General features: G+C 74.3%; 24 protein-coding genes. 15 read left to right on the forward strand and 9 right to left on the reverse strand.

The features are described 5' to 3' along the window. The first annotated feature begins 54 nt into the window (after positions 1-54). The 6 genes from QCN29_RS03670 to QCN29_RS03695 all read left to right on the forward strand — a co-directional run bounded on the left by QCN29_RS03670 (position 55) and on the right by QCN29_RS03695 (position 6,536). On the forward strand, positions 55-783 hold the full coding sequence (locus QCN29_RS03670) for a CBS domain-containing protein (protein WP_279926210.1): 729 nt from the start codon (positions 55-57) through the stop codon (positions 781-783). Positions 784-931: 148 nt separating this feature from the next. Continuing rightward, positions 932-2,722 carry an acetate--CoA ligase gene (gene acsA / locus QCN29_RS03675; protein WP_279926211.1) on the forward strand — a complete coding sequence of 597 codons (1,791 nt, stop codon included), beginning with the start codon at positions 932-934 and terminating at the stop codon, positions 2,720-2,722. 29 nt (positions 2,723-2,751) lie between these two features. Next, positions 2,752-3,831, forward strand: a complete 1,080-nt coding sequence (gene pdhA / locus QCN29_RS03680) for a pyruvate dehydrogenase (acetyl-transferring) E1 component subunit alpha (protein ID WP_279926212.1) — start codon at positions 2,752-2,754, stop codon at positions 3,829-3,831. Then, complete coding sequence (locus QCN29_RS03685; protein ID WP_279926213.1) at positions 3,828-4,838, forward strand: alpha-ketoacid dehydrogenase subunit beta; 1,011 nt, start codon at positions 3,828-3,830, stop codon at positions 4,836-4,838. Before pdhA ends, QCN29_RS03685 begins: the two co-directional genes overlap by 4 nt. Before the next feature lies 1 nt (position 4,839). Continuing rightward, positions 4,840-6,288 carry a dihydrolipoamide acetyltransferase family protein gene (locus tag QCN29_RS03690; RefSeq protein ID WP_279926214.1) on the forward strand — a complete coding sequence of 483 codons (1,449 nt, stop codon included), beginning with the start codon at positions 4,840-4,842 and terminating at the stop codon, positions 6,286-6,288. After that, positions 6,285-6,536: an acyl carrier protein gene (locus QCN29_RS03695; protein ID WP_279926215.1), complete on the forward strand. Its 252-nt coding sequence runs from the start codon at positions 6,285-6,287 to the stop codon at positions 6,534-6,536. Before QCN29_RS03690 ends, QCN29_RS03695 begins: the two co-directional genes overlap by 4 nt. Positions 6,537-6,848: 312 nt before the next feature. Here the strand turns inward: QCN29_RS03695 and QCN29_RS03700 are convergent, their stop codons facing one another. Beyond that, the gene (locus QCN29_RS03700) at positions 6,849-6,986 is read right to left on the reverse strand and encodes a hypothetical protein (protein WP_279926216.1); all 138 of its coding nucleotides are present in this window, start codon (positions 6,984-6,986) and stop codon (positions 6,849-6,851) included. 167 nt (positions 6,987-7,153) lie between these two features. Between QCN29_RS03700 and QCN29_RS03705 the strand changes: the two genes are divergently transcribed. Together QCN29_RS03705 and QCN29_RS03710 are read left to right on the forward strand one after the other, a co-directional pair. Then, positions 7,154-7,975: a sigma 54 modulation/S30EA ribosomal C-terminal domain-containing protein gene (locus tag QCN29_RS03705; RefSeq protein ID WP_279926217.1), complete on the forward strand. Its 822-nt coding sequence runs from the start codon at positions 7,154-7,156 to the stop codon at positions 7,973-7,975. Positions 7,976-8,027: 52 nt separating this feature from the next. Beyond that, positions 8,028-9,155 (forward strand): baeRF2 domain-containing protein, encoded by a 1,128-nt coding sequence (locus QCN29_RS03710; protein WP_279926218.1) that lies wholly within the window; start codon positions 8,028-8,030, stop codon positions 9,153-9,155. 30 nt (positions 9,156-9,185) lie between these two features. On the opposite strand, the gene QCN29_RS03715 is transcribed toward QCN29_RS03710, so the two are convergent. From QCN29_RS03715 to QCN29_RS03740, 6 genes are all read right to left on the reverse strand, one after another. After that, positions 9,186-10,529, reverse strand: coding sequence for a Ni/Fe hydrogenase subunit alpha (locus QCN29_RS03715; RefSeq protein ID WP_279926219.1), 1,344 nt, complete (start codon positions 10,527-10,529; stop codon positions 9,186-9,188). After that, positions 10,526-11,320, reverse strand: coding sequence for an NADH-quinone oxidoreductase subunit B family protein (locus tag QCN29_RS03720; protein WP_279926220.1), 795 nt, complete (start codon positions 11,318-11,320; stop codon positions 10,526-10,528). The genes QCN29_RS03715 and QCN29_RS03720 overlap by 4 nt, the downstream gene beginning before the upstream one ends. A gap of 1 nt (position 11,321) precedes the next feature. Then, positions 11,322-12,170, reverse strand: a complete 849-nt coding sequence (locus tag QCN29_RS03725; RefSeq protein WP_279926221.1) for an FAD/NAD(P)-binding protein — start codon at positions 12,168-12,170, stop codon at positions 11,322-11,324. Next, entirely contained in the window at positions 12,167-12,661 is a 495-nt protein-coding gene (locus QCN29_RS03730; protein WP_279926222.1) for a Crp/Fnr family transcriptional regulator, read from the reverse strand. Before QCN29_RS03730 ends, QCN29_RS03725 begins: the two co-directional genes overlap by 4 nt. After that, positions 12,658-13,860, reverse strand: coding sequence for a 4Fe-4S dicluster domain-containing protein (locus QCN29_RS03735; RefSeq protein WP_279926223.1), 1,203 nt, complete (start codon positions 13,858-13,860; stop codon positions 12,658-12,660). The genes QCN29_RS03730 and QCN29_RS03735 overlap by 4 nt, the downstream gene beginning before the upstream one ends. Positions 13,861-13,963: 103 nt before the next feature. Beyond that, complete coding sequence (locus QCN29_RS03740; protein ID WP_279926224.1) at positions 13,964-14,524, reverse strand: hydrogenase maturation protease; 561 nt, start codon at positions 14,522-14,524, stop codon at positions 13,964-13,966. Positions 14,525-15,137: 613 nt separating this feature from the next. Between QCN29_RS03740 and QCN29_RS03745 the strand changes: the two genes are divergently transcribed. From QCN29_RS03745 to QCN29_RS03775, 7 genes are read left to right on the forward strand one after another with little or no spacing between them, the layout of a single operon-like run. After that, positions 15,138-16,142, forward strand: a complete 1,005-nt coding sequence (locus QCN29_RS03745) for a 3-oxoacyl-ACP synthase III family protein (RefSeq protein ID WP_279926225.1) — start codon at positions 15,138-15,140, stop codon at positions 16,140-16,142. 1 nt (position 16,143) lies between these two features. After that, the gene (locus tag QCN29_RS03750) at positions 16,144-17,100 is read left to right on the forward strand and encodes a 3-oxoacyl-ACP synthase III family protein (protein ID WP_279926226.1); all 957 of its coding nucleotides are present in this window, start codon (positions 16,144-16,146) and stop codon (positions 17,098-17,100) included. Then, a complete protein-coding gene (locus tag QCN29_RS03755) occupies positions 17,094-19,067 on the forward strand; it encodes a fatty acid CoA ligase family protein (protein WP_279926227.1) in 1,974 nt (657 codons plus the stop codon). The genes QCN29_RS03750 and QCN29_RS03755 overlap by 7 nt, the downstream gene beginning before the upstream one ends. Continuing rightward, positions 19,064-20,098, forward strand: a complete 1,035-nt coding sequence (locus QCN29_RS03760) for an NAD-dependent epimerase/dehydratase family protein (protein ID WP_279926228.1) — start codon at positions 19,064-19,066, stop codon at positions 20,096-20,098. Before QCN29_RS03755 ends, QCN29_RS03760 begins: the two co-directional genes overlap by 4 nt. A 3-nt stretch (positions 20,099-20,101) precedes the next feature. Then, positions 20,102-23,263 carry a non-ribosomal peptide synthetase gene (locus QCN29_RS03765; protein ID WP_279926229.1) on the forward strand — a complete coding sequence of 1,054 codons (3,162 nt, stop codon included), beginning with the start codon at positions 20,102-20,104 and terminating at the stop codon, positions 23,261-23,263. Continuing rightward, entirely contained in the window at positions 23,260-23,970 is a 711-nt protein-coding gene (locus QCN29_RS03770; protein WP_279926230.1) for a formyltransferase family protein, read from the forward strand. The genes QCN29_RS03765 and QCN29_RS03770 overlap by 4 nt, the downstream gene beginning before the upstream one ends. Positions 23,971-23,989: 19 nt before the next feature. Continuing rightward, positions 23,990-24,346: a DUF779 domain-containing protein gene (locus tag QCN29_RS03775; protein WP_279926231.1), complete on the forward strand. Its 357-nt coding sequence runs from the start codon at positions 23,990-23,992 to the stop codon at positions 24,344-24,346. A gap of 54 nt (positions 24,347-24,400) precedes the next feature. Here QCN29_RS03775 and QCN29_RS03780 read toward each other — a convergent pair whose 3' ends face one another. Both QCN29_RS03780 and QCN29_RS03785 read right to left on the reverse strand, forming a co-directional pair. Further along, the gene (locus QCN29_RS03780) at positions 24,401-24,595 is read right to left on the reverse strand and encodes a hypothetical protein (RefSeq protein ID WP_279926232.1); all 195 of its coding nucleotides are present in this window, start codon (positions 24,593-24,595) and stop codon (positions 24,401-24,403) included. Positions 24,596-24,741: 146 nt separating this feature from the next. Beyond that, on the reverse strand, positions 24,742-25,599 hold the full coding sequence (locus QCN29_RS03785; protein WP_279926233.1) for a phosphatidylinositol-specific phospholipase C/glycerophosphodiester phosphodiesterase family protein: 858 nt from the start codon (positions 25,597-25,599) through the stop codon (positions 24,742-24,744). Positions 25,600-25,632: the final 33 nt, after the last annotated feature.

A 25,632-nucleotide genomic window follows, 5' to 3' on the forward strand; every position in this document is an offset into this window, starting at 1 on the left:
ACGGCGTTCGGGGATGAGTGTCCGTGCGGCTTGGATTCGACGGGGAGAGCGACGATGAAGCACAGAAAGGTCGGCAGCCTGATGACCGACGAGGTCGTCTCGGCGGTGACGTCGACTCCGTTCAAGGACGTCGCCAAACAACTCGCCGAACACGACATCAGCGGACTTCCGGTGCTGGACGAGCAGGACCGGGTCCTCGGGGTCGTCTCCGAGAGCGATCTTCTGTTGCGGCAGGCCTCGGCCGAGGACGCCGGACCGGAACGCCGCACGCCCTGGCACGCCGCCGCGGCCGCCGCATGGCCGGACGACGGCGAGCAGGAGGCCCTCACCGCCGGACGGCTGATGTCCGCACCCGCCGTCACCGTGCATGCCGACGACACCGTCGCCCAGGCCGCCCGGACCATGGTGCGGCGCGGGGTGGAGAGGCTCCCCGTGGTCGACGACGAGGACCGCCTCGTCGGCATCGTCACCCGGCGTGACCTGCTGCGGGTCTTCCTGCGCCCCGACCCCGAGATCCGCCTCCGGGTGCTCGAGGAGGTCGTGACCGGCGTCCTGGGGCTGCCACCCGACTCGGTCGGCATCCGGGTCGTCGACGGGACCGTCACCCTGGAGGGAGAGGTGGAGCGGCAGAGCCAGATCCCCCTCCTGGTGAAGCTGACGGCGCAGCTCGAGGGAGTGGTGTCGGTGGTCGACCGCCTCACCGCACGCATCGACGACTCCCTGCTCACTCCCCCCGCCGGGCGGCGCACGTCGTGGCCGGGTGAGGAGGTCGTGGCCCGGTGAGCTCGGCCGCACGCGCCTGCCGGCCGACTGGGCCGTTCGCGGGACGTGCCGGCCACCGCCGTCGCACCGCCGGGCGCACACCGGCGACCTGGTGAATGCTGAAAGGAACCGGAGGCGCGCCAGGAAGCGGAGGAAAGGGGCCCCGGCCATGGGCCAGGACATCATCCACAAGCCGTCGCGGCCCCGCGTGCCCCCGAACCTGCGGGACTACGGCCTCGCCAGGGCGGAGTTCACCTGGGAGCGGGCGCGTTCCCGCATGGCGGGCCTGCCGGGCGGAGGGCTGAACATCGGCTACGAGGCCGTCGACCGGCACATCGCCGCCGGTCGCGGCGGGCGGCCCGCGCTCCGCTGCATCGGCCGGGACGATTCGGTCACCACGTACACCTACGGCGACCTGGCACGCCTCACCTCACGGTTCGCCCATGTTCTGCACAGGCTCGGAGTGACCCGCCAGGAGCGGGTCTTCACTCTGCTCGGACGCTGCCCCGAGCTGTACGCCACGGTGTTGGGGACGCTGCGCGCCGGGAGCGTGCTGTGCCCGCTGTTCTCCGCGTTCGGGCCCGAGCCGGTGCGCAGCCGGCTGGAGCTGGGCAACGCACGCGTCCTGGTCACCACCGAGGCCCTGTACCGGCGCAAGGTCGCGGAGCTGCGGCCCCGGCTGCCGGAGCTGGAGCATGTGCTGCTCGTGGGCCCGGTGACCGAGCAGCCCGCGGACACACTGTCCTGGACGGCGCTCATGGACGCGGCGCCCCAGCACTTCACGGTCCCGGCGACGGACCCCGAGGACATGGCCCTGCTGCACTTCACCAGCGGCACCACAGGCGCCCCCAAAGGGGCGGTGCACGTCCATGACGCGGTGGTGGCCCACCACGCCACCGCCGGCTTCGCCCTGGACCTGCACCCGGAGGACGTGTACTGGTGCACCGCCGACCCGGGGTGGGTGACGGGGATGTCGTACGGCGTCGTCGCGCCCCTCACCCACGGCGTCACGCTGGTGGTGGACGAGGGGGAGTTTGACGCCCGCCGCTGGTACCGGATCCTCTCCGAGCAGAAGGTGTCCGTCTGGTACACGGCCCCGACCGCGGTCCGGATGCTGATGCGCGGCGCCCCGCGCGAGGGGGCCGGCACGCTTCAGGACACGTTCGACCTGTCGGCTCTGCGGTTCGTCGCCAGCGTCGGAGAACCCCTCAACCCGGAGGCGGTCCGGTGGGGGCAGGACGCGCTGGGACTTCCCGTCCACGACAACTGGTGGCAGACCGAGACCGGATCGATCATGATCGCCAACTTCGCCGCCTGCGACATCCGGCCCGGCTCCATGGGCAGACCGCTGCCCGGAGTGGAGGCCGCGGTGCTGGAGCGGGGCGAGAACGGGCGGGCCCGCCTGGCCGGGGGACGGGTCCGCGTCGTCGAGGAACCCGAGGTGACGGGGGAGCTGGCGCTGCGGCCCGGCTGGCCTTCCATGTTCCGCGGCTATCTGCACGAGCGGGAGCGCTACGAGGCCTGCTTCGCCGACGGCTGGTATCTGACCGGGGACCTCGCCAGAAAGGACCGGGACGGCTGGTTCTGGTTCGTCGGCCGCGCGGACGACGTCATCAAGTCCGCGGGACACCTGGTCGGCCCGTTCGAGGTGGAGAGCGCGCTGATGGAGCACCCGGCCGTCGCCGAGGCCGGGGTCATCGGCCGCCCGGACCCGCTGGCCGGCTCCATCGTCAAGGCCTTCGTCTCCCTGCGGCCGGGATACGGACCGGATCCGGTCCTGGAGCGCGAGCTGATCGCCTTCGCCAGACGCAGACTGGGGCCCGCGGTGGCGCCGCGGGAGATCGCGTTCGACCAGAACCTGCCCAAGACCCGCAGCGGCAAGGTGATGCGCCGGGTGCTGCGCGCCCGCGAACTCGGGCTGCCACAGGGGGATCTGTCCACTCTAGAGGGGCCGGGGTGACGCCCCCGGCGCCGCGCGGAGGGAAGACGATGAGGAACAGCCGCCAGACCGCTGCGACCGGTTCGCGGCGCCCGCGCGCGGAGCAGCGCAAGGGCAGGGCGAAGGCCCGCGCCGCAGGACGGCCGAGCGCCGCCGACGAGCACGCGGCCCACCGACGTCAGCTGCTGCGGCAGATGCTGCTCATCCGCCGCTTCGAGGAACGCTGCGTCGAGTTGTACAGCGCCGCGACGATCCGCGGCTTCGTCCATCTCTACATCGGCGAGGAGGCCGTCGCGGTGGGCGTGGGCCAGGCCCTCGACTCGGGGGACGCGATGGTGTCCACGTACCGCGAACACGGGCACGCCCTGGCGCGCGGCATGCCGGCCGACGCCGTCATGGCGGAGATGTACGGCAAGGCGACCGGCAGCAGCCGGGGACGCGGCGGGTCCATGCATCTGTTCGACCTCGAGCGGCGGTTCTACGGCGGCAACGCGATCGTCGGCGGCGGACTGCCCCTCGCGGCAGGTCTCGCACTGGCGAGCCGTATGCGCGGCGAGGAGCGAGTGACGTGCTGCTTCTTCGGTGACGGCGCCTTCGCGGAGGGCGAGTTCCATGAGACGGCGAACCTGGCGGCGCTGTGGGGGCTTCCGCTGCTGCTGGTGTGCGAGAACAACCTGTACGCGATGGGCACGGCACTCACGCGGGAGCACGCCCAGACCGATCTGGCGATGCGTGCGGCGTCCTACGGGATGCCCGCGTGGGCGGTCGACGGCATGGACGTGCTCGCCGTAGAGGACTCCGCACGCCGGGCGGTCGCGTCCATCCGCTCGGGCAACGGCCCGCATTTCCTGGAAGCCCGCACCTACCGTTTCCGCGCCCACTCGATGTACGACCCCGACCGCTACCGCAGCAAGGAGGAGATCGAGCAGTGGAAGACCAGGGATCCGCTGACCGGTCTCGCCGGACGGCTGCAGGCGGAGGGGCAGTTGGACGACCGAGCCCTGGAACGGCTCGAACGCGATGTCGCGGAGGAGGTCGACCGGGCCGTGCGCGCCGCGGAGAGCGCGCCGGAGGAGCCGGTGGAGAACCTGATGCGCTTTGTCACGAGTGCCGGTGAGGGAGTGTCATGAACGCCGAGTCCGTCTCCGGACCGGCCCGGAGAGCAGAGAAGACGACCTACCGGGAGGCGTTGCGCGAGGCCCTGCGCGAGGCCCTGCGCACCGACGGGCGGGTCTTCCTCATGGGTGAGGACGTCGGCAGATACGGCGGCTGTTTCGGGGTCAGCCTGGGTCTGCTGGAGGAGTTCGGACCCGAGCGGATCCGGGACACGCCGCTGTCCGAGTCGGCGTTCGTCGGCGCGGGCATCGGCGCCGCGCTCTCCGGGCTGCGGCCCGTGGTGGAGATCATGACCGTCAACTTCAGCCTGCTGGCGCTGGACCAGATCCTCAACAACGCCGCGACGCTGCTGCATATGTCGGGCGGTCAGCTGAACGTGCCTCTTGTGATCAGGATGACCACCGGTGCGGGCCGCCAGCTGGCGGCACAGCACTCGCACAGTCTGGAGGGCTGGTACGCCCACATCCCCGGCATCCGCGTGGTGGCCCCGGCGACCCTCGACGACGCCCGCCATATGCTGGCGTCCGCCCTGGCGGACCCGGACCCCGTGCTGGTGTTCGAGCACGGCAGCCTCTACAACTCGGCCGGTGAGCCGGACCCCGACGTCCGCTCCGTGGACCTGGACCACGCGGCGGTGCGGCGGCCGGGCACGGACGTGTCGCTGATCACCTACGGCGGCTCGCTGCCCAAGGCGCTGGCGGCGGGCGACGCGCTCGCCGCGGAGGGCGTCAGCGCCGAAGTGGTGGATCTGCGCTCGCTGCGGCCCCTCGACGAGGCCACGGTCCTCGCGTCCGTCGCCCGGACCCACCGTGCGGTGGTGGTGGACGAGGCATGGCGCAGCGGGAGCCTCGCCGCCGAGGTCTCCGCGCGCATCGCGGAGCAGGTGTTCTACGAACTCGACGCGCCGGTCGAGCGCGTGTGCAGCGCGGAGGTGCCCATCCCGTACGCCCGGCAGTTGGAGCAGGCGGCGCTTCCCCAGGTCGGCGACATCGTGGCCGCCGCGCGCCGGACGGTGAGCTGACATGGCGGAGTTCACCATGCCGTCCCTGGGCGCCGACATGGACGAGGGCGTCCTTGTGGAGTGGCTCGTGCGGCCGGGCGACCAGGTCGGCAGAGGGGACGTCGTCGCGGTCGTGGAGACCGCCAAGTCGGCCATCGAGGTGGAGTGCTTTGAGACCGGGACCGTCGACGCGCTGCTCGTGGAGCCCGGCGCCGCGGTTCCGGTCGGCACGCCGCTCGCGGTGATCCGCCCGGCGGCGCCGGCTCCTGCCGAACCCGCCGCTCGTGCCGTTCCCGAACCGACTGCCGGACCCGCCCTTCCCGCCGCCGTGCCCCGTACCGAGCCCGCCGCTCCTGCCGCTCCTGCCGCTCCTGCCGCTCCCGAGCCGGCTACCCGGCGCGTGGCCGAGCCCGCCGAGCCCGCCGAGCCCGGCGTGTCGACGCCTCTGGTGCGGCACCTCGCCGAGGACAAGGGCGTCGATCTGGCGGCGGTGCGGGGCACCGGCCCCGGCGGCCGGATCACCCGGTCCGACGTGGAGCGGGCCGCGGCCGCGCGCCCTCCGGAGCGGGTGCGGGCGTCCCCGCTGGCGCGCCGCCTCGCCGGCATCCTCGGGGTCGATCTGACCGCTGTCCGGGGCACGGGCAGCGGCGCCGCGGTCCGGGCCGACGACGTGCGAGCAGCGGCTCGGGCAGCAGCGCCGGGGGAAGCGGAAGCAGCCGCGCCGGAGCGCGCGGCCGCCCCCGCCGTCCCGGACACCTCGCGCGCGGGGAAGCCGTCCGGCCCCGTCGCGGCGCCTCCCGGAGACCGCGCGGCGGCGGCACGTCGGGCGATCGCGGGACTCATGGCCCGCTCCAAACGCGAGATCCCCCACTACTACCTGTCGACGACCATCGACATGGAGGCGGCCGTCTCCTGGATGCGGGAGCGGAACCGCTCCCGCCCGGTGGCGGAACGGCTGATCCCCGCGGCGCTGACCCTCAAGGCCGTCGCGCTGGCGGCACGGCAGGCGCCCGAACTCAACGGATACTGGCGGGACGACGGATTCGTGCCCGGGGAGACGGTCCGCCTGGGCGTGGCGGTGTCGCTGCGCGGCGGCGGGCTGACGGCGCCGGCCCTCCAGGACGCCGACGCGATGTCCGTCCCCGAGCTGATGGCCGCGCTCAAGGACCTGGTGGCGCGCGCCAGGAGCGGCCGCCTGCGGGCGTCGGAGACGGCCGACCCGACCCTCACCGTGACCAACCTGGGCGACCAGGGTGTGGAGGCGGTCTTCGGCGTGATCTACCCGCCGCAGGTGGCGCTCGTCGGCCTGGGCCGGGTCGGCGAGCGTCCTGTCGCCGTGGACGGCATGCTCGCGGTGCGCCCCGCCGTGACCGCGACGCTCTCCGCCGACCACCGGGCGAGCGACGGGGCGACGGGCGCCCGCTTCCTCACCGCCCTGGACCGTCTGCTGCAACGACCGGAGGACCTGTGACCCGCGACGAAGCCCTGGAGATCGTGAAGGACGAGATCCGCCGGATCGTCCCGGACGCCGACTTCGACGCGGTTCCGCCGGACGCGCCCTTCCGGGAGGTGCTGGACATGGACTCGCTGGACTTCCTCGCCTTCGTTTCGGCGCTGGGGGAACGCACCGGTCTGGCCCTGCCGGAGGAGGACTACCCCGCCCTCGGCACCCTGTCGGGCTGCGCCGGCTACCTGGCGGCCGGGACCGGACAGGGGTGACGGCCGCACCGCGCCGCCGCGTCCCCCGGCAGAGCCGGGGACCGGGCTGCTCTCCCCGCGCGGGAGGCCGCCGGCCCCTGCTGCCGCGGCCGCCCCGGCGGGGACCCCGGATCCCCGGCCGTACCCGCGGACGGCCGGGGACCGCTCCGTGGCCGACGAGTGCTGTCACCGCGCAGGAGATCCACGCCGCGTTCCCGTGAGACCGCGGTCCGCCCCGGCTCCTCTTCCGCTTCCGCCTCTCGGCCCAGGAGCGGCGGCGCCGGGCCGGGCAAGGCGGCGCCCGTCCACCGCTGAGGGCGGACGGGCCCGGCGTCACTCCGGCGCGGGGCCCTCGACCTGGTAGGTCTTCGTCCAGGACTCGCCGCAACGGCAGGCGTACCGCTCCACCAGTGCGCCGTCATCCGTCACGGCCACGCCCCGGCGGACGCGGACGTGTACATGCTCTGCCATGAGAAACCACGCTTCGTCGTGGGCGACGCCGGTCGGAGCCGCCCGTGGCGGGCGAGCGTAAGCCGCCGAGCCGCGTGCACGCCAGAGCGGCGCGCCGGATGAGACATAGCCCATTCGGCCCCAGCGCCGGGCGCGGAGCAGCGGAAGACTGTGGTGTGGAGGTCGTCATGAAGCACACGGCGTCACCGCAGATCACGGATGTGCAGGTGGAGAAGCGAGGGCGGGTGTCCTCCGGGGAGATCGCGTACGCCCGGGACAAGGTCCGCGCCGTGCTCGACCGGGCCCCGAAGCCCGTGCTCTTCGCCCGGGTGAGGGTCACCCGCCGGGCGAACCCCGCGATGGACCGGCCGGTGATCGCCCAGGCGAACCTGGACGTCAACGGCAAGCCCGCCCGGGCGCATGTGGCGGGCGGCAGCGCCACGGAAGCGGCCGACCTGCTGCAGGACCGGCTCACGGCCGTACTGGCCCGGATGGCCGAGCACTGGGAGGCACGGCGCGGCCGGACCCGGCCGCCCGGCGACGCCCGCACCTGGCGGCACGGGGACGAGCCCGCCCACCGCCCCGACTACTTCCCGCGTCCCGCCGCGGAGCGGGAGGTCGTCCGGCACAAGTCGTTCGCCCTCGCCTTCGAGTCGCCCGACGAGGCGGCGGACGAGATGGACCGGCTGGACTACGACTTCCATCTGTTCACCGACGCCGGCTCGGGTGAGGACAGCGTCCTGTACCGCTCGGGCCCCACCGGATGCCGGCTGGCCCAGGTCGCCCCGCGGCCCGAGCGGATCGGCCCGGTCGCCGTTCCGCTGACCGTCAGCCCGGCCCCCGCTCCCCGTATGAGCGTCGCCGAGGCCAGGCAGCGCCTGGAGGTCACCGGGTGGCCGTTCGTGTTCTTCGCCGACGCGGCCACCGGCCGCGGCGCCGTCCTGTACCACCGCTACGACGGCCACTACGGCCTCATCACCCCTGCCGCAGACGGGCCCGCGGCCGCCTGACACCCCTCGTGGAGCGGCGGCGGCCGGGGCTCGGCCCACATCAGGAGCCGACATGGGAACCACGACATCGATCAGGGACAAGGTCCTGCAGAGCCTGCTCGGCGGGCCGGGCCCCGTGTGCTCGGTCTATCTCCGGCTCGAACCCCGCCCCCAGCAGGTGGAGGACGCCCGGCTGCGCTGGCAGCGCCTCGCCCGGCAGCTGGCCGACGAGGGCGCCGACGCCGGCGCCGTCGAGGCGCTGGCACGGCGGGTGGACGCGGAGCTGCCCGGTTCCGGGACGCTCGTCGCCTTCGCCGCCGGCGGGGAGGTCCGTTACGCCGCCGTGCTGCCCGCGGGCCACCGCGGCGCAACGGCCGACGCCGACTTCGCCGCGTACGGCCCCCTTCCCCATCTGCAGCCCCTGCTCACCTGGCGGCAGGACCACCCCGCGCATGTGCTCGCCGTGGTCGACCGCACCGGCGCGGACCTGGAGGCGTACCCGCTGGGCGGGACGGAGCCGATACGGCGCACCGTGACCGGCCCCGACGACGAGATCGAGCGGAACGCGCCCGGCGGCATGTCCCAGGGCCGCTTCCAGCGGCGGGCCGAGGACTCCTGGGAGCACAACGCCGTGCGCGTGGCCGAGACCCTCACCGGCGTCGTCTCCCGGGTCTCCGCCCGGCTCGTGCTGCTCGCCGGGGACGTCCGCGCCGTGCAGTACCTCACCAAGCACCTGCCCGAGCGGGTGCGGCAGCAGGTCTCCCTGCGCAGGGTCAGCGGCGGGCGGGCCCCGGACGGCTCCGACCGCGTCCGCAGCGAACAGGTCGAGGAGGAGACGCGGCGCGCCGGGGAGGAGCTGACCAGCGGCCTGCTGCGGCGCTTCGCCGAGGAGCGGGGCCCCGGCGGCCGGGCCGTCGAGGGCGTGCACCCGACACTGCGGGCGCTCGCCGACGGCCGGGTGGAGACGCTCGTGGTCGTCGACGACCCCGGCGACCGGCGTACCGCGTGGTTCGGCGCTGCTCCGGGCGAGGTGTCGGAGCGCCGCCCCGCCCCCTCGGTGAACGGGGCCCCGATGGCCCGCGCCCCGCTGTCCGACGTCGCGATCCGCACCGCCTTGCTCTCCGGATCGGATGTGCGGGTGCTGCGCCCGGACGCCGACGGCGCCCCCGCCCACGGCATCGGCGCTCTGTGCCGCGTCTGAGCCGGGCGTTGTCCGGCGGTCCGGGCGGTTTCAGCCGCGTTCGACGCTCAGCCGCAGGAAGTGGGCGGAGCAGGAGATGCACGGGTCGTGGTTGCGGACGGCGCGCTCGCACAGGCGGATGAGCTCCGCGTCGTCGGGCAGGCCGTCCGGGCGGATCGTCCGCTGGACGAGCCGGCGGAGGTCGTCCTCGATGGCGCCCTGGTTCTGGGCGGTCGGCGGGATGAGCCGGGCGTCGGTCACGGCGCCGTCCGCGGCCAGCGTGTAGCGGTGGTAGAGGATGCCGCGGGGCGCTTCGGTGGCCCCGTGTCCGGTGCCCGGCCGGGCCGGGACCTCGACGTGCGGGCGTGCCGGCGGCTCATAGGCGTCGATCAGGCGGACGGCCTCGTCGACGGCGTAGAGCGCTTCGACGGCCCGGACCACGATGCTGCGGAACGGGTTGCGGCAGACCTGTCCGCCGTCGCCGGGCGCGGGCAGGCCGGCGGCGCGGGCCGCCTCCCGGGCGAGCGGGGACAGCAGACGCCCGCTGACGGCGTAGCGGGCCAGCGGGCCCGTGAGATGGCGTCGGCCGTCCAGCCGGGAGTGCAGCGCGGTCGAGTGCGGCACCTGCTCCTCGGCGACGTGCCGGGTGAAGTCCCGCACCGCGAAGGCGTGGGACGGTGCGGCGGCCCCGTACGGCAGGACGGTGGGCGTGCCGGACTCGACGGCGTAGCGGCCCGGCTCGGCGAGAGCGAGCAGATCGGCCTCGGTCTCGGCGTCCGGGAAGTCGAAGGAGGACACCCAGAGGACGGTCTCCCAGGCGTCTTCGCGCGCCCGGAGCAGCCGCTCCCTCAGCGGGTGGAGCTCCGTCCGGCCCGGGACCCGGTGGAAGCCGCCGAGGCGGACGTTGACCGGGTGGACGGCACGCCCGCCGAGGAGTTCCATGACGGCGTTGCCTGCCTGCTTGAGGCGCAGTCCGCGCTCGATGTGCGGCCGGTGGGCGCGCGCCAGTTCCGTCGCGTCGCGGCAGCCGAGGAAGTCGGGGGCGTGCAGCAGGCAGATGTGCAGCACCTGGCTCTCGATCCACTCACCGCAGTAGAGGAGCCGGCGCAGGGCGGCCAGCTGTCCGCCGACCGTGACGCCGCAGGCGTCCTCGACGGCGCGGCAGGCGCTCATCTGGTACGCGACCGGGCAGATGCCGCACACGCGGGAGGTGATGTCCGGGGGTTCGGTGTGGCCGCGTCCGCGCAGGAACGCCTCGAAGAAGCGGGGCGGCTCGTAGATCTCCAGCCGGGCCTCGGTCACGGTGTCGCCGTCGATCCGCAGGTGCAGCGCGCCCTCGCCCTCCACGCGGGTGAGCGCGCCGACGCGCAGGGTGCGGGTCTCGCCGGCGGTCACGGCCGCGACTCCCGTACCGCGGGGTCCTCGAAGGCGGCGGCGTTGTACGTGCGCAGGAACCGCTCGACGTCCCGGTCGTCCATGCCGTCGCGGCGCAGGACGGGGATGTACCCGGGCAGATTGACGGAGCGGGAGGGGCCGAAGCAGCCGTAGCAGCCGCGCCCGTACGCGGGGCAGAGCGCCCCGCAGCCGGCATGGGTGACGGGGCCGAGGCAGGGGACGCCCCGGGCGACGACGACGCAGGGCGTGCCGCGCCTCTTGCACTCGAAGCAGACGCTGTGTCCGGGGACGTCGGGTCTGCGGCCGTGGAGGAAGGCGGTGATGACCTCCAGGAGCCGGCCGCGGTCGATGGGGCAGCCGCGGAGCTCGAAGTCGACGGGAACATGCGCGGAGACGGGGGTGGAGGCGGCGAGGGTGTCGATGTACTCGGGTGTGGCGTAGACGGTCCGGGTGAACTCCTCCACGTCGGCGAAGTTGCGCAGGGCCTGGACTCCGCCCGCGGTCGCGCAGGCCCCGATGGTGACCAGGCGGCGGGACTCCTGGCGCACCCGGCGGATGCGCTCGGCGTCGCCGGGCGTGGTGATGGAGCCCTCGACGAGGGAGAGGTCGTACGGGCCCGGCTGCACGGCGCTGGAGGCTTCGAGGAAGTGACGGATCTCCATGGCCTCAGCGATCGCCAGCAGTTCGTCCTCGCAGTCGAGCAGCGTCAGCTGGCAGCCGTCGCAGGACGCGAACTTGAACACGGCGAGCCTGGGCCGGGCGGGGGCCCCGGCGCGCACCTCGGCGGTCATCTCACAGCTCCCTGACGGTCAGCAGCGGGCGGGCTGTCTCGTACGCCACGACGGGCCCGTCCCGGCACAGCAGCAGCGGGCCCAGCTGGCAGTGTCCGCAGTGGCCGGTGCCGCAGTGCATGTTGCGCTCCAGGGACACCTCGATCCGTTCCTCCGCGACGCCGCGGCAGCGCAGGTCGCGGGCGGCCGCCCGCATCATCACCTCGGGGCCGCACAGGAACGCGGCCGTCCGCGCGGGGGCGAACGGCGCCCGGTCCAACAGCTCCGTCACGATGCCGACCTCGCCTCTCCACCGCGTGTCGGGCCGGTCGACGGCGACCGCCACATGTGCTGTGCGGGCTCCGTCCCAGTCGGCGAGGTCGTCGCGGAAGGGAAGGTCGCCGGGGGTGCGGGCGCCGACCAGGACGCTCAGCCGCCCATAGCGGCCGGGGTCGCGCAGGACGGCGCGGACCAGTGGCCGAAGCGGCGCGAGGCCGATGCCTCCGGCGACGACGAGGATGTCGTGCCCGGCCGCCCGGTCGAGGCCCCAGGCGGTGCCGAACGGGCCGCGCACCCCGATGTGCGCGCCGGGCGCGGCGGATTGCAGGGCGGCGGAGACCGCGCCGACGGCCCGGACGGTGTGCTCCAACCGGTCCCCGCGCCCGGCGACGCCGCTCGCGGAGAGGGGGATCTCGCCGGCTCCGAAGGCGTACAGCATGGCGAACTGCCCCGGCTCGAAGGGCGGGAGCGGCGTGCCGGCCGGTTCCAGCGCGAGCGTGCTCGTGTCGTGCGTCTGCGGCCGGTTTCCCACCACGCGGTACGGCAGCGGCACGGTCGAGCCGGCGGCCGGACGGGCGGCGTGGGCGTTCACCGCGCTCCCCCGCCGGTGTGCGGCTCTCCCCGGGCGGCGCCCGGCGCGTACAGGTCCAGCAGCCGGGTGCGGGTGGATGCGAGACGGCGGCCGACGACACCGGCGACATACCGGTTGAGGGCCTGGCCCAGCACCGGGTCCCGGGCGCACAGCGCCAGCACCTCGGCGGCGTCGAACTGTCGTGCGCTCACCGTTGTGACCGCCGTCGCGCCCAGTCGCCATTGGTGCGGCGGCACCAGCCAGGACCAGCCCACCAGGTCCGCGGCGCCGACGGTCTCCACGACCGCCGGCGGACGTCCGGGGATGTGGGTGTCGAGGGCGACCGTGCCCGCGGTGACGACCCAGAAGCGGTCCGCCGGGCCGCCCTCCTCGAACAGGCGGCTCCCCTCGGGGAAGGAGACATGGGTGCTCAGGGCGCGCAGCGCGGCCGCGCCGTGGCCGGGGAGCGCCGCGAAGAGGCCGCCTGAGTCCGCCGCGGGACCGTCGGTCATGGCGCGCCCTCCGCTCCGGCCGTCCCTCCGGCCGGTCCGGTGTTCCCGGGACGGTCGCGGCCGGGCCCCTCCGCCCGCTCGCGGTCGAGCGCCCAGGCCTCCTCGGTGATGTCGATGCCGACGGGGCACCAGACGATGCAGCGTCCGCAGCCGACGCATCCGGAACTGCCGAACTGGTCGTGCCAGGTGCCTACCTTGTGGGTGAGCCACTGGCGGTAGCGGCTGCGCCCCGAGTCGCGCACGGGGCCGCCGTGGAGCAGCGAGAAGTCGAGGTCAAAGCAGGACTCCCAGCGCCGCCAGCGCTCCGCGTGGTCCCCGGTGAGGTCGGTGACGTCCTCCGTGGTTGTGCAGAAGCAGGTGGGACAGACCATCGTGCAGTTGCCGCAGGTGAGACAGCGGGAGGCCACGTCGTTCCAGCGTTCCGCCGCAAGGCTGTCGGCCATCAGGACCCGCAGGTCGACCGGCGGCATCGAGCGTCCCATGCGGGTGGCCGCCCGCTCCACGACGTCGCGGGCGGCGCCCAGGGTCCGGTCGTCGGCGGCGCGCCGCGGAAGGGCGGCGAGCACCTCTGCCCCGGCCGCGCTGCCCGCGCGGACCAGGAAGCGGTGGCCGTCGTCCACGAGTTCGGTCAGGGCCAGGTCGTACCCGGCGTCGCCGGACACTCCGGGCCCGGCGCCCATGGACACGCAGAAGCAGGTCGCGCCGGGCTCCGCGCACTCGGCGACCACGAGGAACGCCGAGGCCCGGCGGCGTCGGTAGCCGTCGTCGGGGTGGCGGCCGCCGCTCAGCACGCGGTCCTGGATTCCGATGGCGCGCAGGTCGCAGGGGTGGACGCCGAGGAAGGCGTACGACACCGGTTCGGCTTCGTCCGCGCGGACGGCCATCGTGCCGTCACAGTCGCGGTCGGCGGTCCACTGACGTTCCCGCTCGGGATGCAGATACTTCTTCCAGGACTGCGGTCCTGCGCTGTGCGCGAAGGCCGCGCCGTCCTCGCGGCGCCGCAGCCGGTAGCGGCCGGCCTCGTGTTCCACGCCCCAGCCGTACGGCAGCCGGGCTGCCGAGTCGAGTTCGTCGAGGACGACCGCTCCGTCGCGTACGGTCGGCCCGATGACGGTGTGCCCGCGGGCCTGCAGTTCGCTCACCAGCGCGTCGATCCCTTGCCGCTCGAGCACGGCCGCGCCGGGGCCGGTGTCGGCCATTGCATCTCACCTCCGCGTGCGGGCGGTCCGCTCCCCGCCCCGGCCACTCTCCACGCAGTGCCGCCCGGCGGCGGGGACCGACGCCCCGGCGGCGGCCGGCGGTTCACCCGAACGCGGGCGGAGCCGAGGGCGTGCAGGCCTCGGCGAGGGCGCGAGCGGCGGCGTGGGACCGGACGTCGTCCTCGACTCGCCCGGCCAGTGACGGGACGGCGGCCTCCAGGGCCGGGGTGAGGCCGGCGCCCAGCGAGGTGTCGGCGGCCTCGACCGCGTACAGGACCAGGCGGCGCGGCAGCCGTCCGAGGGTGCGGGCGAGTTCGACGGCCTCGCCCAGGCCCAGTCCGTGCGATGTCGCGGAGTGAGCCCCGCGGAGGTCCGGGTCACCGGCCTCGAGCCGGTGGACCCGGCCCGGGCTGCCGCCCGGTGTGCGCACGGCGTCGACGACGACGGCGAGGGCGGTGGCCTCCCACAGGCCGATGAGCCGGCCGGGCTCCCCGTCGGACGCCCTGAGCACGACGCCCGGCGGAAGGGGCCGCCGGGCCGCGCGCTCCCGCAGCCGTCGGATCACGGCCCATCCCACGCCGTCGTCCCGCCGGAACTCGTTGCCGACGCCGATGACCGCGATACGCGCGGGCTGCCGGGCGGCGTCCGTTGGGCGGGGGTCCATCCGGCCATCATGACGCGGGCCCGGCCGCCGCGCGCGCCATGCCCCGTCAGCGGCCGGTGAGCCGCCCGGCGTGTTCGCCGGGCGTGTCCGCGCCGGGCTTGTCCGGGTTGACTCCGCACGCCGGCCTGCCGATGGCCGAGGACTTCGCAGCGCCGCCGCGGACCGTCGCCGACCGCCCGGGGCAACTCTCGCACAGGCCGACCGGAGCGGGAAATACGGGAAGAATGCCGGGCGTCCGAATCAGCCATGGGCGCGGTGCGGGTTGCGCACAATCGAAACCGCGGAAGGTTGATTTGCGAACCAGTGCGGCCCTGGAGCTCCGCATTGCCGGCGGCGGCCCCGTCCACCGCACCCGGAGCGAAATCCTCCCGTCATGTGCGAGCACCGCTTTTCGGTCATCACACACGGCGATGCAGCATGAGCGAACAGTGGCGATCATCACAGGGGTGCAGCGTGAGATGCACTTGCAGCGTGCGCTAACGTCATCGGACGGATGCGCCTGACGGATGATCACCATCCTTGCTCCAAGGCGTCGAAGAAACCGCAAAACCGGGAGAGGCTTTTGTACAACAGTCGATTAGAAGCCCTCGGGGTATATCTCCCCTCACGGGTCATGAGTACTCCGGAACTGCTCTCGCATATGGCGAAGAAACCGGAGTTTGACCTCCGCAGAATTACCGGGACGGCGGAGCGCCGGGTCGCGGACGACACAGCGGAAACCGGTGTTCCGGAGGACTGCCTCACGATGGCGGTCTCCGCGGCGCGCGACTGCCTGGAACGCTCGCGGTACGCGGCCGGCGAGATCGACGTCGTCATCTCCTGCTCCATCAGCCGCACCACGGACGGACGGCGCCAGCAGTTCGAGCCGTCGTTCGCGCATCGCATCGCGATGGAGCTGGGCGCCGCCGGGGCCGTCCGCTTCGACGTGTCCAACGCCTGTGCCGGCATGATGACCGGCGTTCTCCTGCTGGACCGGATGATCCGGGCCGGCCAGGTGCGCAACGGCCTGGTGGTCAGCGGAGAGCACATCACCCCGATCGCCTTCACCGCCGCGCGGGAGATGGAGGACAGCCGGGACCCCCAGTTCGCCTCGCTGACCGTCGGCGACTCGGCCGCGGCCGTGGTCGTCGACCGCGCGGCCGACGACGCGGACGTCATCCACGACATCGAGCTGATGACCTGCTCCGAGTACGCGGAGCTCTGTCTGGGCATGCCCAGCGACCGGACCGGCGAGCTGGCGATGTACACGGACAACACCGTGATGCACGCCGAGGACCGGCTGCTGCTCTGGCCCTCGTTCCAGCGGGACAGGCTGGCCGACGACGGCCGCGAGTTCGCCGGCGAGGGGTACGACTTCATCGTCCAGCACCAGGTCGGCAGCCGGTTCGTCGACTATATGAACGCGGTGGGCGAGAAGGTCTTCGGCACACCGATGCCGCAGTCCCTGTCCGTCGTCGAGGAGTTCGCCAACACGGCGACCACCTCCCACTTCCTGGCGCTGCACCAGGCACTCGCGCAGCGCCGCATACCCAAGGGGTCCAAGATCCTGCTGGTGCCCGCCGCCTCGGGCGTGGTGACCGGTTTCCTGTCCACGACCGTCTCCGCCCTGGAGGTGTGACATGGGCGTCGTCATCTCCTCCACCGCCCTGAGCCCCGCCGACGACACCGGCAGCGCGATCGGATACGCGGCGCGCGCCGGCGGCGACTGCCTGACACGGGCCGGACTCACGCCCGCGGACGTCGACGTACTGATCAACGTCGGCGTCTACCGGGACTCCAATGTCTCCGAGCCGTCCGTCGCCGCGCTGGTCCAGAAGCGCATCGGCATCCACCCCGACTACGCGCATGAACCCGGCGGCGCCCGCACGGCGTTTTCGTTCGACCTGATGAACGGCGCATGCGGGGTGCTCAACGCCGTACAGACCGCGGACGCCCTGCTGGCGACGGGCAGCGCCGAGAGGGTGCTCGTCGTCTCGGCCGACACCCACCCCTCCATGGACCCGGCCAGGGCCGGCTCCCCGGCCTTCCCCTACGCCTCCGCCGGCGCCGCCCTGCTGCTTCAGCGCGGCGACGACGGCCTCGGCTTCGGTCGGGTGCACCACCGGGCGCTGCCCGGCCCGCACGGCGTCAACGGCTATCTGCCGGTTGCCGAGGCGGGGCCGCAGGGCCGCAGCGCCATCGCCGTCGACCGGGACGCGGACGCGCCGGAGAGGATGCTGGACCTCGCCGTCGACACCGCGCTCGACTGCCTGGCGGCGGAGTACGGCACGGACCGCGCCGGAGTGACCCCCGCGGCCTTCGACCGCACCCTGCTGATCACCTCCCAGCCGTCGCCCGACTTCGCGGCTTCGCTCGCCAAGCGGCTGGGGCTGCCCGCCGACGCGGCGGTCACCGTCGAGGGCGTCCGCGGCGACCCGCACACCTCGGCGCTCGCCTACGGGCTGCGGCAGGCCCAGGACACCGGCAGGCTCGACGGCCACGACCGCGTCCTCTTCCTCGCCGTCGGCGCGGGACTCACCTCGGCGGCCTCGCTCTACCGGCTGCGCCGCACCGGGGAGGGAACCGCCGCATGCTGACGTCCGGCGCCACGACCCCGCTGCGCCAGGACGCGTCCCCGGCCGAACTCCTCGCCTGGCACGCCGTCCGGACGCCGCACAGAACCGCCCTCGTCCACCCGGACGGCAGCCGTTCCTCACCCGACGGACGGCCCGGCTACACCTCGGTCGACTACGCCGCGTTCGCCGCGCGGGTCTCCGCGTGCGCCGCCGGACTCACCCGGCACGGCATCGGCCGCGGCACCCGCACCGCCCTGCTGGTGCCCCCCGGCGCCGATCTGCTCACCCTGGTGTGCGCGCTGCTGCATCTCGGCGCGGTTCCCGCGGTCGTCGATCCGGGCATGGGGCTCGGCCGTATGCTCGACTGCCTGCGCCGCGTGGACGTCGAGGCGTTCATCGGCGTACCGGCCGCGCATGCGGTGCGCAGGCTCCGCCCGCGCGCCCTGCGCTCCGTGCGCAGCACGGTGACGGTGGGCCGCCGCGACGGACTCAACGAGCTGGTCGCCCGGGGCGACCGGCTGCCGCCCGCTCCCCCGGCCCGGCTGCGGCCCGACGAGCCGGCGCTGATCGCCTACACCACCGGCAGCACCGGCCCCGCCAAGCCGGTCGAGATCACGGCCGGGATGCTGAGCGGCATGGCGTACGGCGTCGAGCGCGCCCACTTCACCGCCGAGCTGACCCGCACCCTGGTCACGCTGCCGCTGATGGGCGTGTTCGACCTCGCTGCGGGCCGTACTGCGGTGCTGCCGGCCATGGACATGGGGCGGGTCGGCGCCGCCGACCCCGCCGTGCTGACCGACGCGATCCGGCGTTTCGACGTCAACGCCATGTTCGCCTCCCCTGCCGTGCTGGGGCCGCTCTCCGAGCATCTGGCGCAGACCGGCGTCCGGCTGCCGTCGCTGCGCCTGGCGGTCTCCGGCGGCGCTCCGGTGAGCTGTGCGCTGATGGGCGAGCTGCGCTCCGCACTGCCGGACGACGCCCGGGTGTTCAGCACCTACGGGGCGACCGAGGCGCTGCCGATCGCCCTGATCGAGAGCCGCGAGGCGCTGGCGGGGCCGGCCGAGGGCCCGGCGGCGGGTCTGGGCGTATGTGTGGGCCGCCCGGCCCCCGGCCTGTCCGTCGCCGTCATCGAGGCCGGTGACGCTCCGATTCCCCACTGGACACCCGAACTGCCGGTGGCCGCCGGGGAGATCGGTGAGATCGCCGTCAGCGGCCGGGCCGTCAGCCCGCGTTACTTCCGTTCGCCGCGGGCCGACGCCGAGCACAAGATCGACGACCCTGTGCACGGCGTCCGCTGGCATCGCACGGGCGATCTCGGCTGGGTCGACGGCGAGGGGCGGATCTGGTTCTGCGGGCGCAAGAGCCAGCGCGTCCGCACCGCGGACGGCGATCTGCACACCGTGCGCTGCGAGGCCGTCTTCAACACGCATCCGCGGGTGCGGCGCACCGCGCTGGTGGGCGTCGGCCCGCAGGGCGGGCAGCGGCCGGTGCTGTGCGTGGAGCTGATGCCCGGCGCGGGCGGGGACGACTGGCCGCGGATCGAGGAGGAGTTGCGCGCGCTGGGCGCGAGCAGCCCGGCCACGAAGCCGGTCCAGGACTTCCTGCCGCACCCGGGGTTTCCCGTGGACGTCCGCCACAACGCCAAGATCCGCCGGGAGTTGCTGGCCGGCTGGGCGGACGAACGGCTCACCGGCAAAGGCCGCCCGACCGCCGCCGACCTGGCGCTGCGCGCCGTCCCGCTGGCCGGGTGGGCCTATCTGGTCCTGTGGCCGCTGCTTCCCTGGGAGCATCCGGCGCTCACCGCCCTGTGGTGGGCCGACGCCTTCCTCAGCGTCGTGGTGCACGCGCTGCAGATACCGGCCGCGCTCCGCGCCGAGCAGGAGCGCGCCACGGGGCGCAGGCCCGGCGCGACCGCGGCGCTGACCATGCTGTTCGGGGCGACCTGGTGGCGTCGGCAGGGCCGTGCGGCTCAGGAGGCGGCCGGATGAAGGCGCTGGTGACGGGCGCGTCGGGGTTCCTCGGCGGGCATATCGTCGACGCATGCGTCCGGGCGGGCGACGAGGTGCGGGTGCTGGTGCGCGAGCAGAGCGATCTGAGCCGGCTGCGGACCGTGCCCGGCGTGGAGTTCGCGTACGGGGATCTGCGGGACGCCGCCTCCCTGAGGGCGGCGGCCGACGGCGTGGACGTGGTGCACCACAGTGCGGCCCGCGTCACCGACCGCGGCACCCGCGCGCAGTTCTGGGACGAGAACGTCGCGGGCACCGAGCGGCTGCTGTCGGCGGCCCGGGCGGGCGGGGCGCGGCGCTTTGTGTTCATCAGCAGTCCCAGTGCGCTGATGGGGGTGCGGGACGGGGACCGGCTCGGCATCGACGAGAGCGTGCCGTACCCGGCACGCCATCTCAACCTCTACTCGTCGACCAAGGCAGCCGCGGAGCGCCGGGTGCTGGCCGCGAACGGCCCGGGCCTCACCGCCGTGGCGCTCCGTCCGCGCGCCGTGTGGGGGCCGCGGGACCACTCCGGCTTCATGCCGCGGCTGATCGCGAAGATGCTGACGGGCAGTCTGCCCGACCTGTCGGGCGGCAGACCAGTGTACGCCTCGCTGTGCTACTGCGCCAACGCGGCCGACGCCTCGGTGCGGGCGGCCCGGGCCGACGGCGTCGGCGGCCGGGCGTACTTCGTCACCGACGGCGAACCGGTGGAGGTGTGGAGCATGCTCGCGCTGCTCGCGCGGCGGTTCGGCGGCACTCCGCCGACGAGGAAGGTACCCCGCGGGCTGCTGCGTGCGCTCGCGTTCACCGCGGACACGGTGTGGAAGGCGCCGCCGCTGGCCAGGCGGTCGTCGCCGCCGCTGTCCCGCTACTCGCTGGCACTGCTGACCCGCTCGGCCACATACGACACGTCGGCCGCCTGCCGGGATCTGGCCCCGCCGCCGGTGGACCACGACACCGGGATGGCGGAACTCCAGGCGTGGATCGACAGCATCGGCGGAGTCGGCGCGTACATCGGGAAGGTGGCTTGAGTCATGACCGTGCAGCAGAGCGCGCAGGCGCGTGCCGTCGAGCGGGGGGAGGCGTTCTTCCGGCCCGTCTCGGCCGCCGAGTGGTCGTATCTCGCGGCCGCGCACCTCGGTGAGCTGCTCGTGCTCCAACTCGCCGTCGAGGGGACGGGTCCGCTGGACGCGGCGGACCTGAGCCGGGCGGTGGCCGGGGCCTCGGCGTCCTGCCCGGGTTCCCGGCTGGTGCGGCGCGGCAGGATGTGGATCGACGGCGGACGCCCCGCCCGTGTCGTGGTCGCCGACGTGCGCGGCGCGGCCGGAGGGCGCCGCACGGCCGCCGGCGGGGCGCCGGAGCTGACGGAGCTGCCCGAGGCGGCGGCCCCGCTGGCAGCGGCGGAGGGCGACCCCTCGTGCGAGGTGCTGCTGCTCACGGGCGGGACGACCACCACGGTGGTCTTCCGCGCTTCACACGCCGCGATGGATCTGAAGGGCCTGTCGCACTGGGCGGCCGAGGTGTTCCGCGTGCTGCGGGGCGAGCCGCCGGCCGGAGCGGCCGGCACCCTGACCGACGACGCGCTGCTGGACGCGGTGGGCCGGTCCGGGCGGCGGCCCCGCTTCGGGCTCAACCGGCTCTCGCCGCTGGGCGGCCGGCCGGGGGACGTCACACTGTGGCGCAGGCGCACGGTCGCGGGCCGGCATGCGGCGCTGGTCGCGAAGACCGCGGCCGCGATCGCCGACGCCGTGCCCGGACCCCCGGCCCGGATCATGGTCCCGGCGGATCTGCGGCGGCACGCCCCCGGCGTGGCGTCGACGGCGAATCTGGCACTGCCGCTGTTCCTCGACGTTCCGGCGGGCCAGGGCGGGGACGCCGTCCACCGGCGGCTGCTGGACGCGCTGGCCGCCCGGCGGGAGCTGGTCTCCGGGGCGGAGGCCGCGGCGGCCCGGCTGCCGCTGCCCGCGGCCGCGGCGCTCGTCGGCGCGGTGCGCGCCGCCACCCGGGCGCGCCACCGGTATCCGGCGTCGGCCATCGTGTCGAACGCCGGCCGGGTGGCGCCCGAGGCCTTCAGCGCGGGGGGCTTCACGGCGACGACCGTGTACGCCCTGCCGGTGCATGCGCCGCTGGTTCCGGTCAGCGTCGCCCTGGTGGAACTTCCGGACCACACCGAGGTGGTGGTCTCCGCCCGCGGGGCGGCGGACGTCGGCGAGCGCTGCGATGCCCTGCTCGACCGCGTCGTCTCCGCGCTGCGGCCACAGCGGGCGGTCGTGCCGTTGGCCGGGCGCTCCCCGGCGGCGCAGGCGGCGCAGCGGCTGCTCGCGCCCGGACCGGGCGGGCTGCCGTCGCTTCAGGCCACGGTGGTGCGGCTGTTCCGGGAGCAGGCCGCCCGCCGTCCGGACCTGCCCGCGGTCCTCGGCGACGGCCCGGCGTGGTCGTATCAGGAGCTGGACCGGCGCTCCGACTCCGTGGCGGCCGGGCTCCTGGCGCGAGGGGTCCGGCGCGGTGAGGTCGTGGGCGTCCTGGCGGACCGTTCGGCGCTCGGCCTGGCGGCGGTCTGGGGGGTGCTCAAGGCAGGAGCGGCGTTCCTCCCCGTCGACGTCCGCAATCCGGCCCGCCGGGTCGCGGAGCTGCTGGGGGACGCGCAGGCACGTCTCTGTCTGGTCGACGGGGTCACACGCGCCGGGGCCGTGCCGGACGGGGTCACGGCGGTCCTCCTGGAGGACGCCGTACGCGAGGACCCGGTCGTCGGCGAGGAGAGCCGGGCCGTACTCGCCGCGGCCGCTCCCGGCCCGGACGACCTGGCCTATGTCATCTACACCTCGGGCTCCACGGGCAGGCCGAAGGGCGTGCAGATCGAACACCGCAGCCTGGCCAACCTGGCGGGCTGGATCGCGCCCTTCATGCGGTGCGACGAGGAGACGCGGGCCGCGTACTCCTTCTCCCCCGGCTTCGACCTGTCGGTCATGCAGATCTTTCCGCCGCTGCTGCACGGCGGGGCGGTGGTGCCGGTGCCGGGCGAACTCGACCATGTCAAGCTGCGCGAGCTGCTCTCCGGACGGTCGGCCAACACCCTCGGGCTGACGCCGACGCACCTCGACCTCGCGGCGCGGCTCGGCATCCGCCCCGGCGGAATCCGCGCACTCCAGTCGGGCGGCGAGAACCTCACGGCGGCCACCGCCCGCCGGACCCGCGCGGCCTTCGGGCCTGACTGCCTGTTCGTCAACGTCTACGGCCCGACCGAGGCGACGGTGGCCTGCACCGTCGCCGTCGTCGCCGACGACATCTGCGACGGCCGTCCCTCCGCGCCGATCGGGACGCCGGTGCACCGCACCTCGGCGGCCGTGCTCGACGAGCGGGGGAACGACGTCCCCGACGGCGAGCCCGGCGAGCTCCACATCACCGGCGTCCAGCTGGCCCGCGGCTATCTCGGCCGCCCCGAACTGACCGCCGACCGCTTCGTCTTCCTCCCGGACGGGCGGCGCGCCTACCGCACCGGCGATCTGGCGGTCCGCCGGCCCGACGGGCTGCTGGAGTACCGCGGCCGCATCGACTCCCAGGTGAAGATCCGCGGCCATCGGGTCGAACCGGGCGAGGTCGAGGCGGCGCTCGCCGCCCTGCCCGGCATCGCGCAGGCCGCGGTGGTCGCCCGCCCCCGGCCGGACACCGGCGCACTCGCGCTGTGCGCGTTCGTCGTGCCCGCGCCGGGCACGGGGCGGGTCGACGGAACCGCGGTGCGGACGGAGCTGGAGCTGTCGCTCCCGCCGCATCTGGTCCCCTCGGCGGTGCGGGAGATCCCCGCGCTTCCGGAGACGGCCGGCGGCAAGACGGACCGCAACGCCCTGCCCGACCCGTTCGCAGACGTCCTTCCCGTCGGCGGCGCGGGGCCCATGCCCTCCGACGGGGTGGGGCCCATGCCCTCCGGCGGGGCGCCGGAGCCGGACGTGGCGGCTGTGACGGCCCGCATCTGGGCGCGTGTACTGCGCTGTCCCGTCGCGGACCTGGACGCCGCGTCCGACTTCCATGCGCTGGGCGGGGACTCGCTCGCCGTGCTGGAGATGCTGGCGGGGCTCGGCGAGGAGTTGCTGGGGCGAACGGCGGAGCGGGAGTTCCTGGACCGGCTGGGCCCGTTGAGCCGGGATCTGACGCTCGGCCGGGTCGTCGACGCGGTGACGGCGCTGCGGAGCACATCGTGATCTTCGTGGGAGAGGGCGCGCTGCTCTGGCGCGCCGTGGAGCACACGCTGGCCGCAGGGCTGACGGTGGATCTGGTGTGCGGGCCGGGTCGGGAGGAACCTCGGCCCGGCGTCCCGTACCGCGCAGCGGACGATGTCAACTCCCTTGCGTCCGTGCTGGCCGACGCCAGCTCGGACGGCGTCGTCTGGTCCGTCAACAATCCGATGATCTTCCGTGCGCCGGTGCTCTCGTCGGGCCTGCGCGTCCTCAACGTCCACCACGGTCCGCTGCCCGCCTACCGGGGGCGGCCCGAGGTGGCCCTCGTCTACGCGATGCTCCACGGGGAGCGGGAGTTCGCCGCGACGCTCCACGAGGTCGACGCGGGGCTGGACACCGGCCCCGTGCTGGCCGCGCAGCGCTATCCGATCGGCCCGGAGGAGCCGTACCACCTGGTGCTGCGCCGCGGACTGGACGTCTGCAGGGAGCTCTTCGAACGGTGTCTGCCGCTGGTCGCCGCGGATCCGGGCTGGGCGGGCGAGCCGACGCCGCCCGTGGAGAGTGTCGGCGGGGGCTACTTCGGCCGGAAGGCGCTTGACCGGCTGGGGCGGCACCGCGACGCCCCGGGGTTCTCCCGCGCCACCGACCTGGGGTTCCTGGCCGGATATCTGCCGGAGCTGGCCGGAGCCCTGCGCGCAACGGAGTTGCAACGCGACGCCGGGTTGACTTGAGCCGAGGAGGCCTGAGGCGATGAACGGATTCCCGCGTGTGGAGCTGACCCCGGCGGCGAGCGCACTGGTACGACGGCTGCGTCAGACGCACGGTCCGCTGATGTTCCATCAGTCCGGCGGCTGCTGCGACGGCAGCGCGCCGATGTGCTACCCGGACGGCGAGTTCCGCACGGGCGGCTCCGATGTGCTGCTTCAGACGCTGGCGGTCGACGGCGTCGACGAGCCCGTGCCGTTCTGGATCTCGGCGAGCCAGTACGCGGTGTGGCGGCACACCCGGCTGATCGTGGATGTCGTGGAGGGGCGTGGCAGCGGGTTCTCGCTGGAGGCTCCGGAGGGTGTGCGGTTTCTGCTGCGATCGCGGCTGGCGGACTCCTGATCCGGCCGCCGGCGGTCAGGGCGCCGGCGTCCGGGTCGCCCCGCCGCCGGCGGATCAGGGGCGCAGGCCGCTGACCACGTCGGCCGTCGCGGCGATGCCGTTGCTGATCGTCGGCGCCATGCTGGTGCCCGCGAGAAAGAAGCCGAGCAGGACGCAGACCAGGGCGTGGGAGAGCTTCAGCCCTCCGTTGCGCAGAAAGATCACTGCGAGTACCAGAAGGAGCAGTACCACCGAGATCGAAATGGCCATCGCCAACCTCCTCTGCCGCGCCGGATGACGCGACGCCGGGTATGCGGCATTCGGCGGCCAGTCTGGCGCAGCGGAGCCCCCGTCCGGCCGACTGGCGTGTCCGCCGAACGGGTGTTGACTGGCGGTGACTTCGGCGGTGGCTCCGGCTACCGGTCGTGGTGGCGCAGAAAGCGCGCGAGGCCGGGGAGGTCGTCTGTGTTGACGTGGTCGACGCCGGCGGCGAGCAGCTCGCTCCACAGGGCGTCGCGTGCGGGCCCCGCGGTGTCCAAAGTGGCCCAGAACCGCATCCGCCGGCCGCGGGCGTGCGCGGCGGCGACGAGGGAGTGCAGCCGCTCGCGCTCGTCCGGCGGGAACGGGCCCGTGCCTCGCCAGGCGAAGCCGTGCGTCCAGTTGCTCGAGACGAGCGGGATGAGCGACGCGGGGGGAGCGCCGTCGAGGTCGTCGAGGCGTCCGTCGTAGAAGGCGTGCCTGAGCCGCTGCGCCTCCATCGGGGCGCGGGCCGCGCGGTCGCCGGAGACCACCGGGGTGACGGCGCCCAGGCGCACCTGCCCGTTCGCATAGGTGCTGAGCATGGAGCGGTAGCGCCGCAGCAGACGGTGGAGCGCCCGGTAGGCGGCCACGCCGTCGGCCTTGATGTCGACGAGCAGCTGAACCGGACGGCGGTGCCCCGGGTACACACAGCCGTGGTTGGCGCGGACCCGCGCCATGAGCGGATCCAGGTAGAGGGAGCTCAGCGTGCGGGAGGGGTCGAGCTCCGCCGGCTCATGGGCGACCAGCAGCTCGCCGCCGACGAGGAACACATCGGCCTCGAAACTGGTGAAGCCGTATGCGAGGGCGTCGTGCAGGGGCCGTTCATGGAGGTAGTCGTTGTGCGCGTGCGCCCGGCGCAGCGGCCGGACGGTGGCGTGCGCGTACGCCTGCGACTGCGCGTACGCGGGCAGCCAGACGGCTCCGGCCGCGGCGGCGGCGAGGGTGGTGACGGCTCTGCGACGTGTGGTCGGCACGGGATGCCTCCGGGCTCATCGGGCGGATGGGAC

The sequence above is a fragment of the Streptomyces chengmaiensis genome (assembly GCF_029846775.1).
GTDB classification, from domain to species: Bacteria; Actinomycetota; Actinomycetes; order Streptomycetales; family Streptomycetaceae; genus Streptomyces; species Streptomyces chengmaiensis.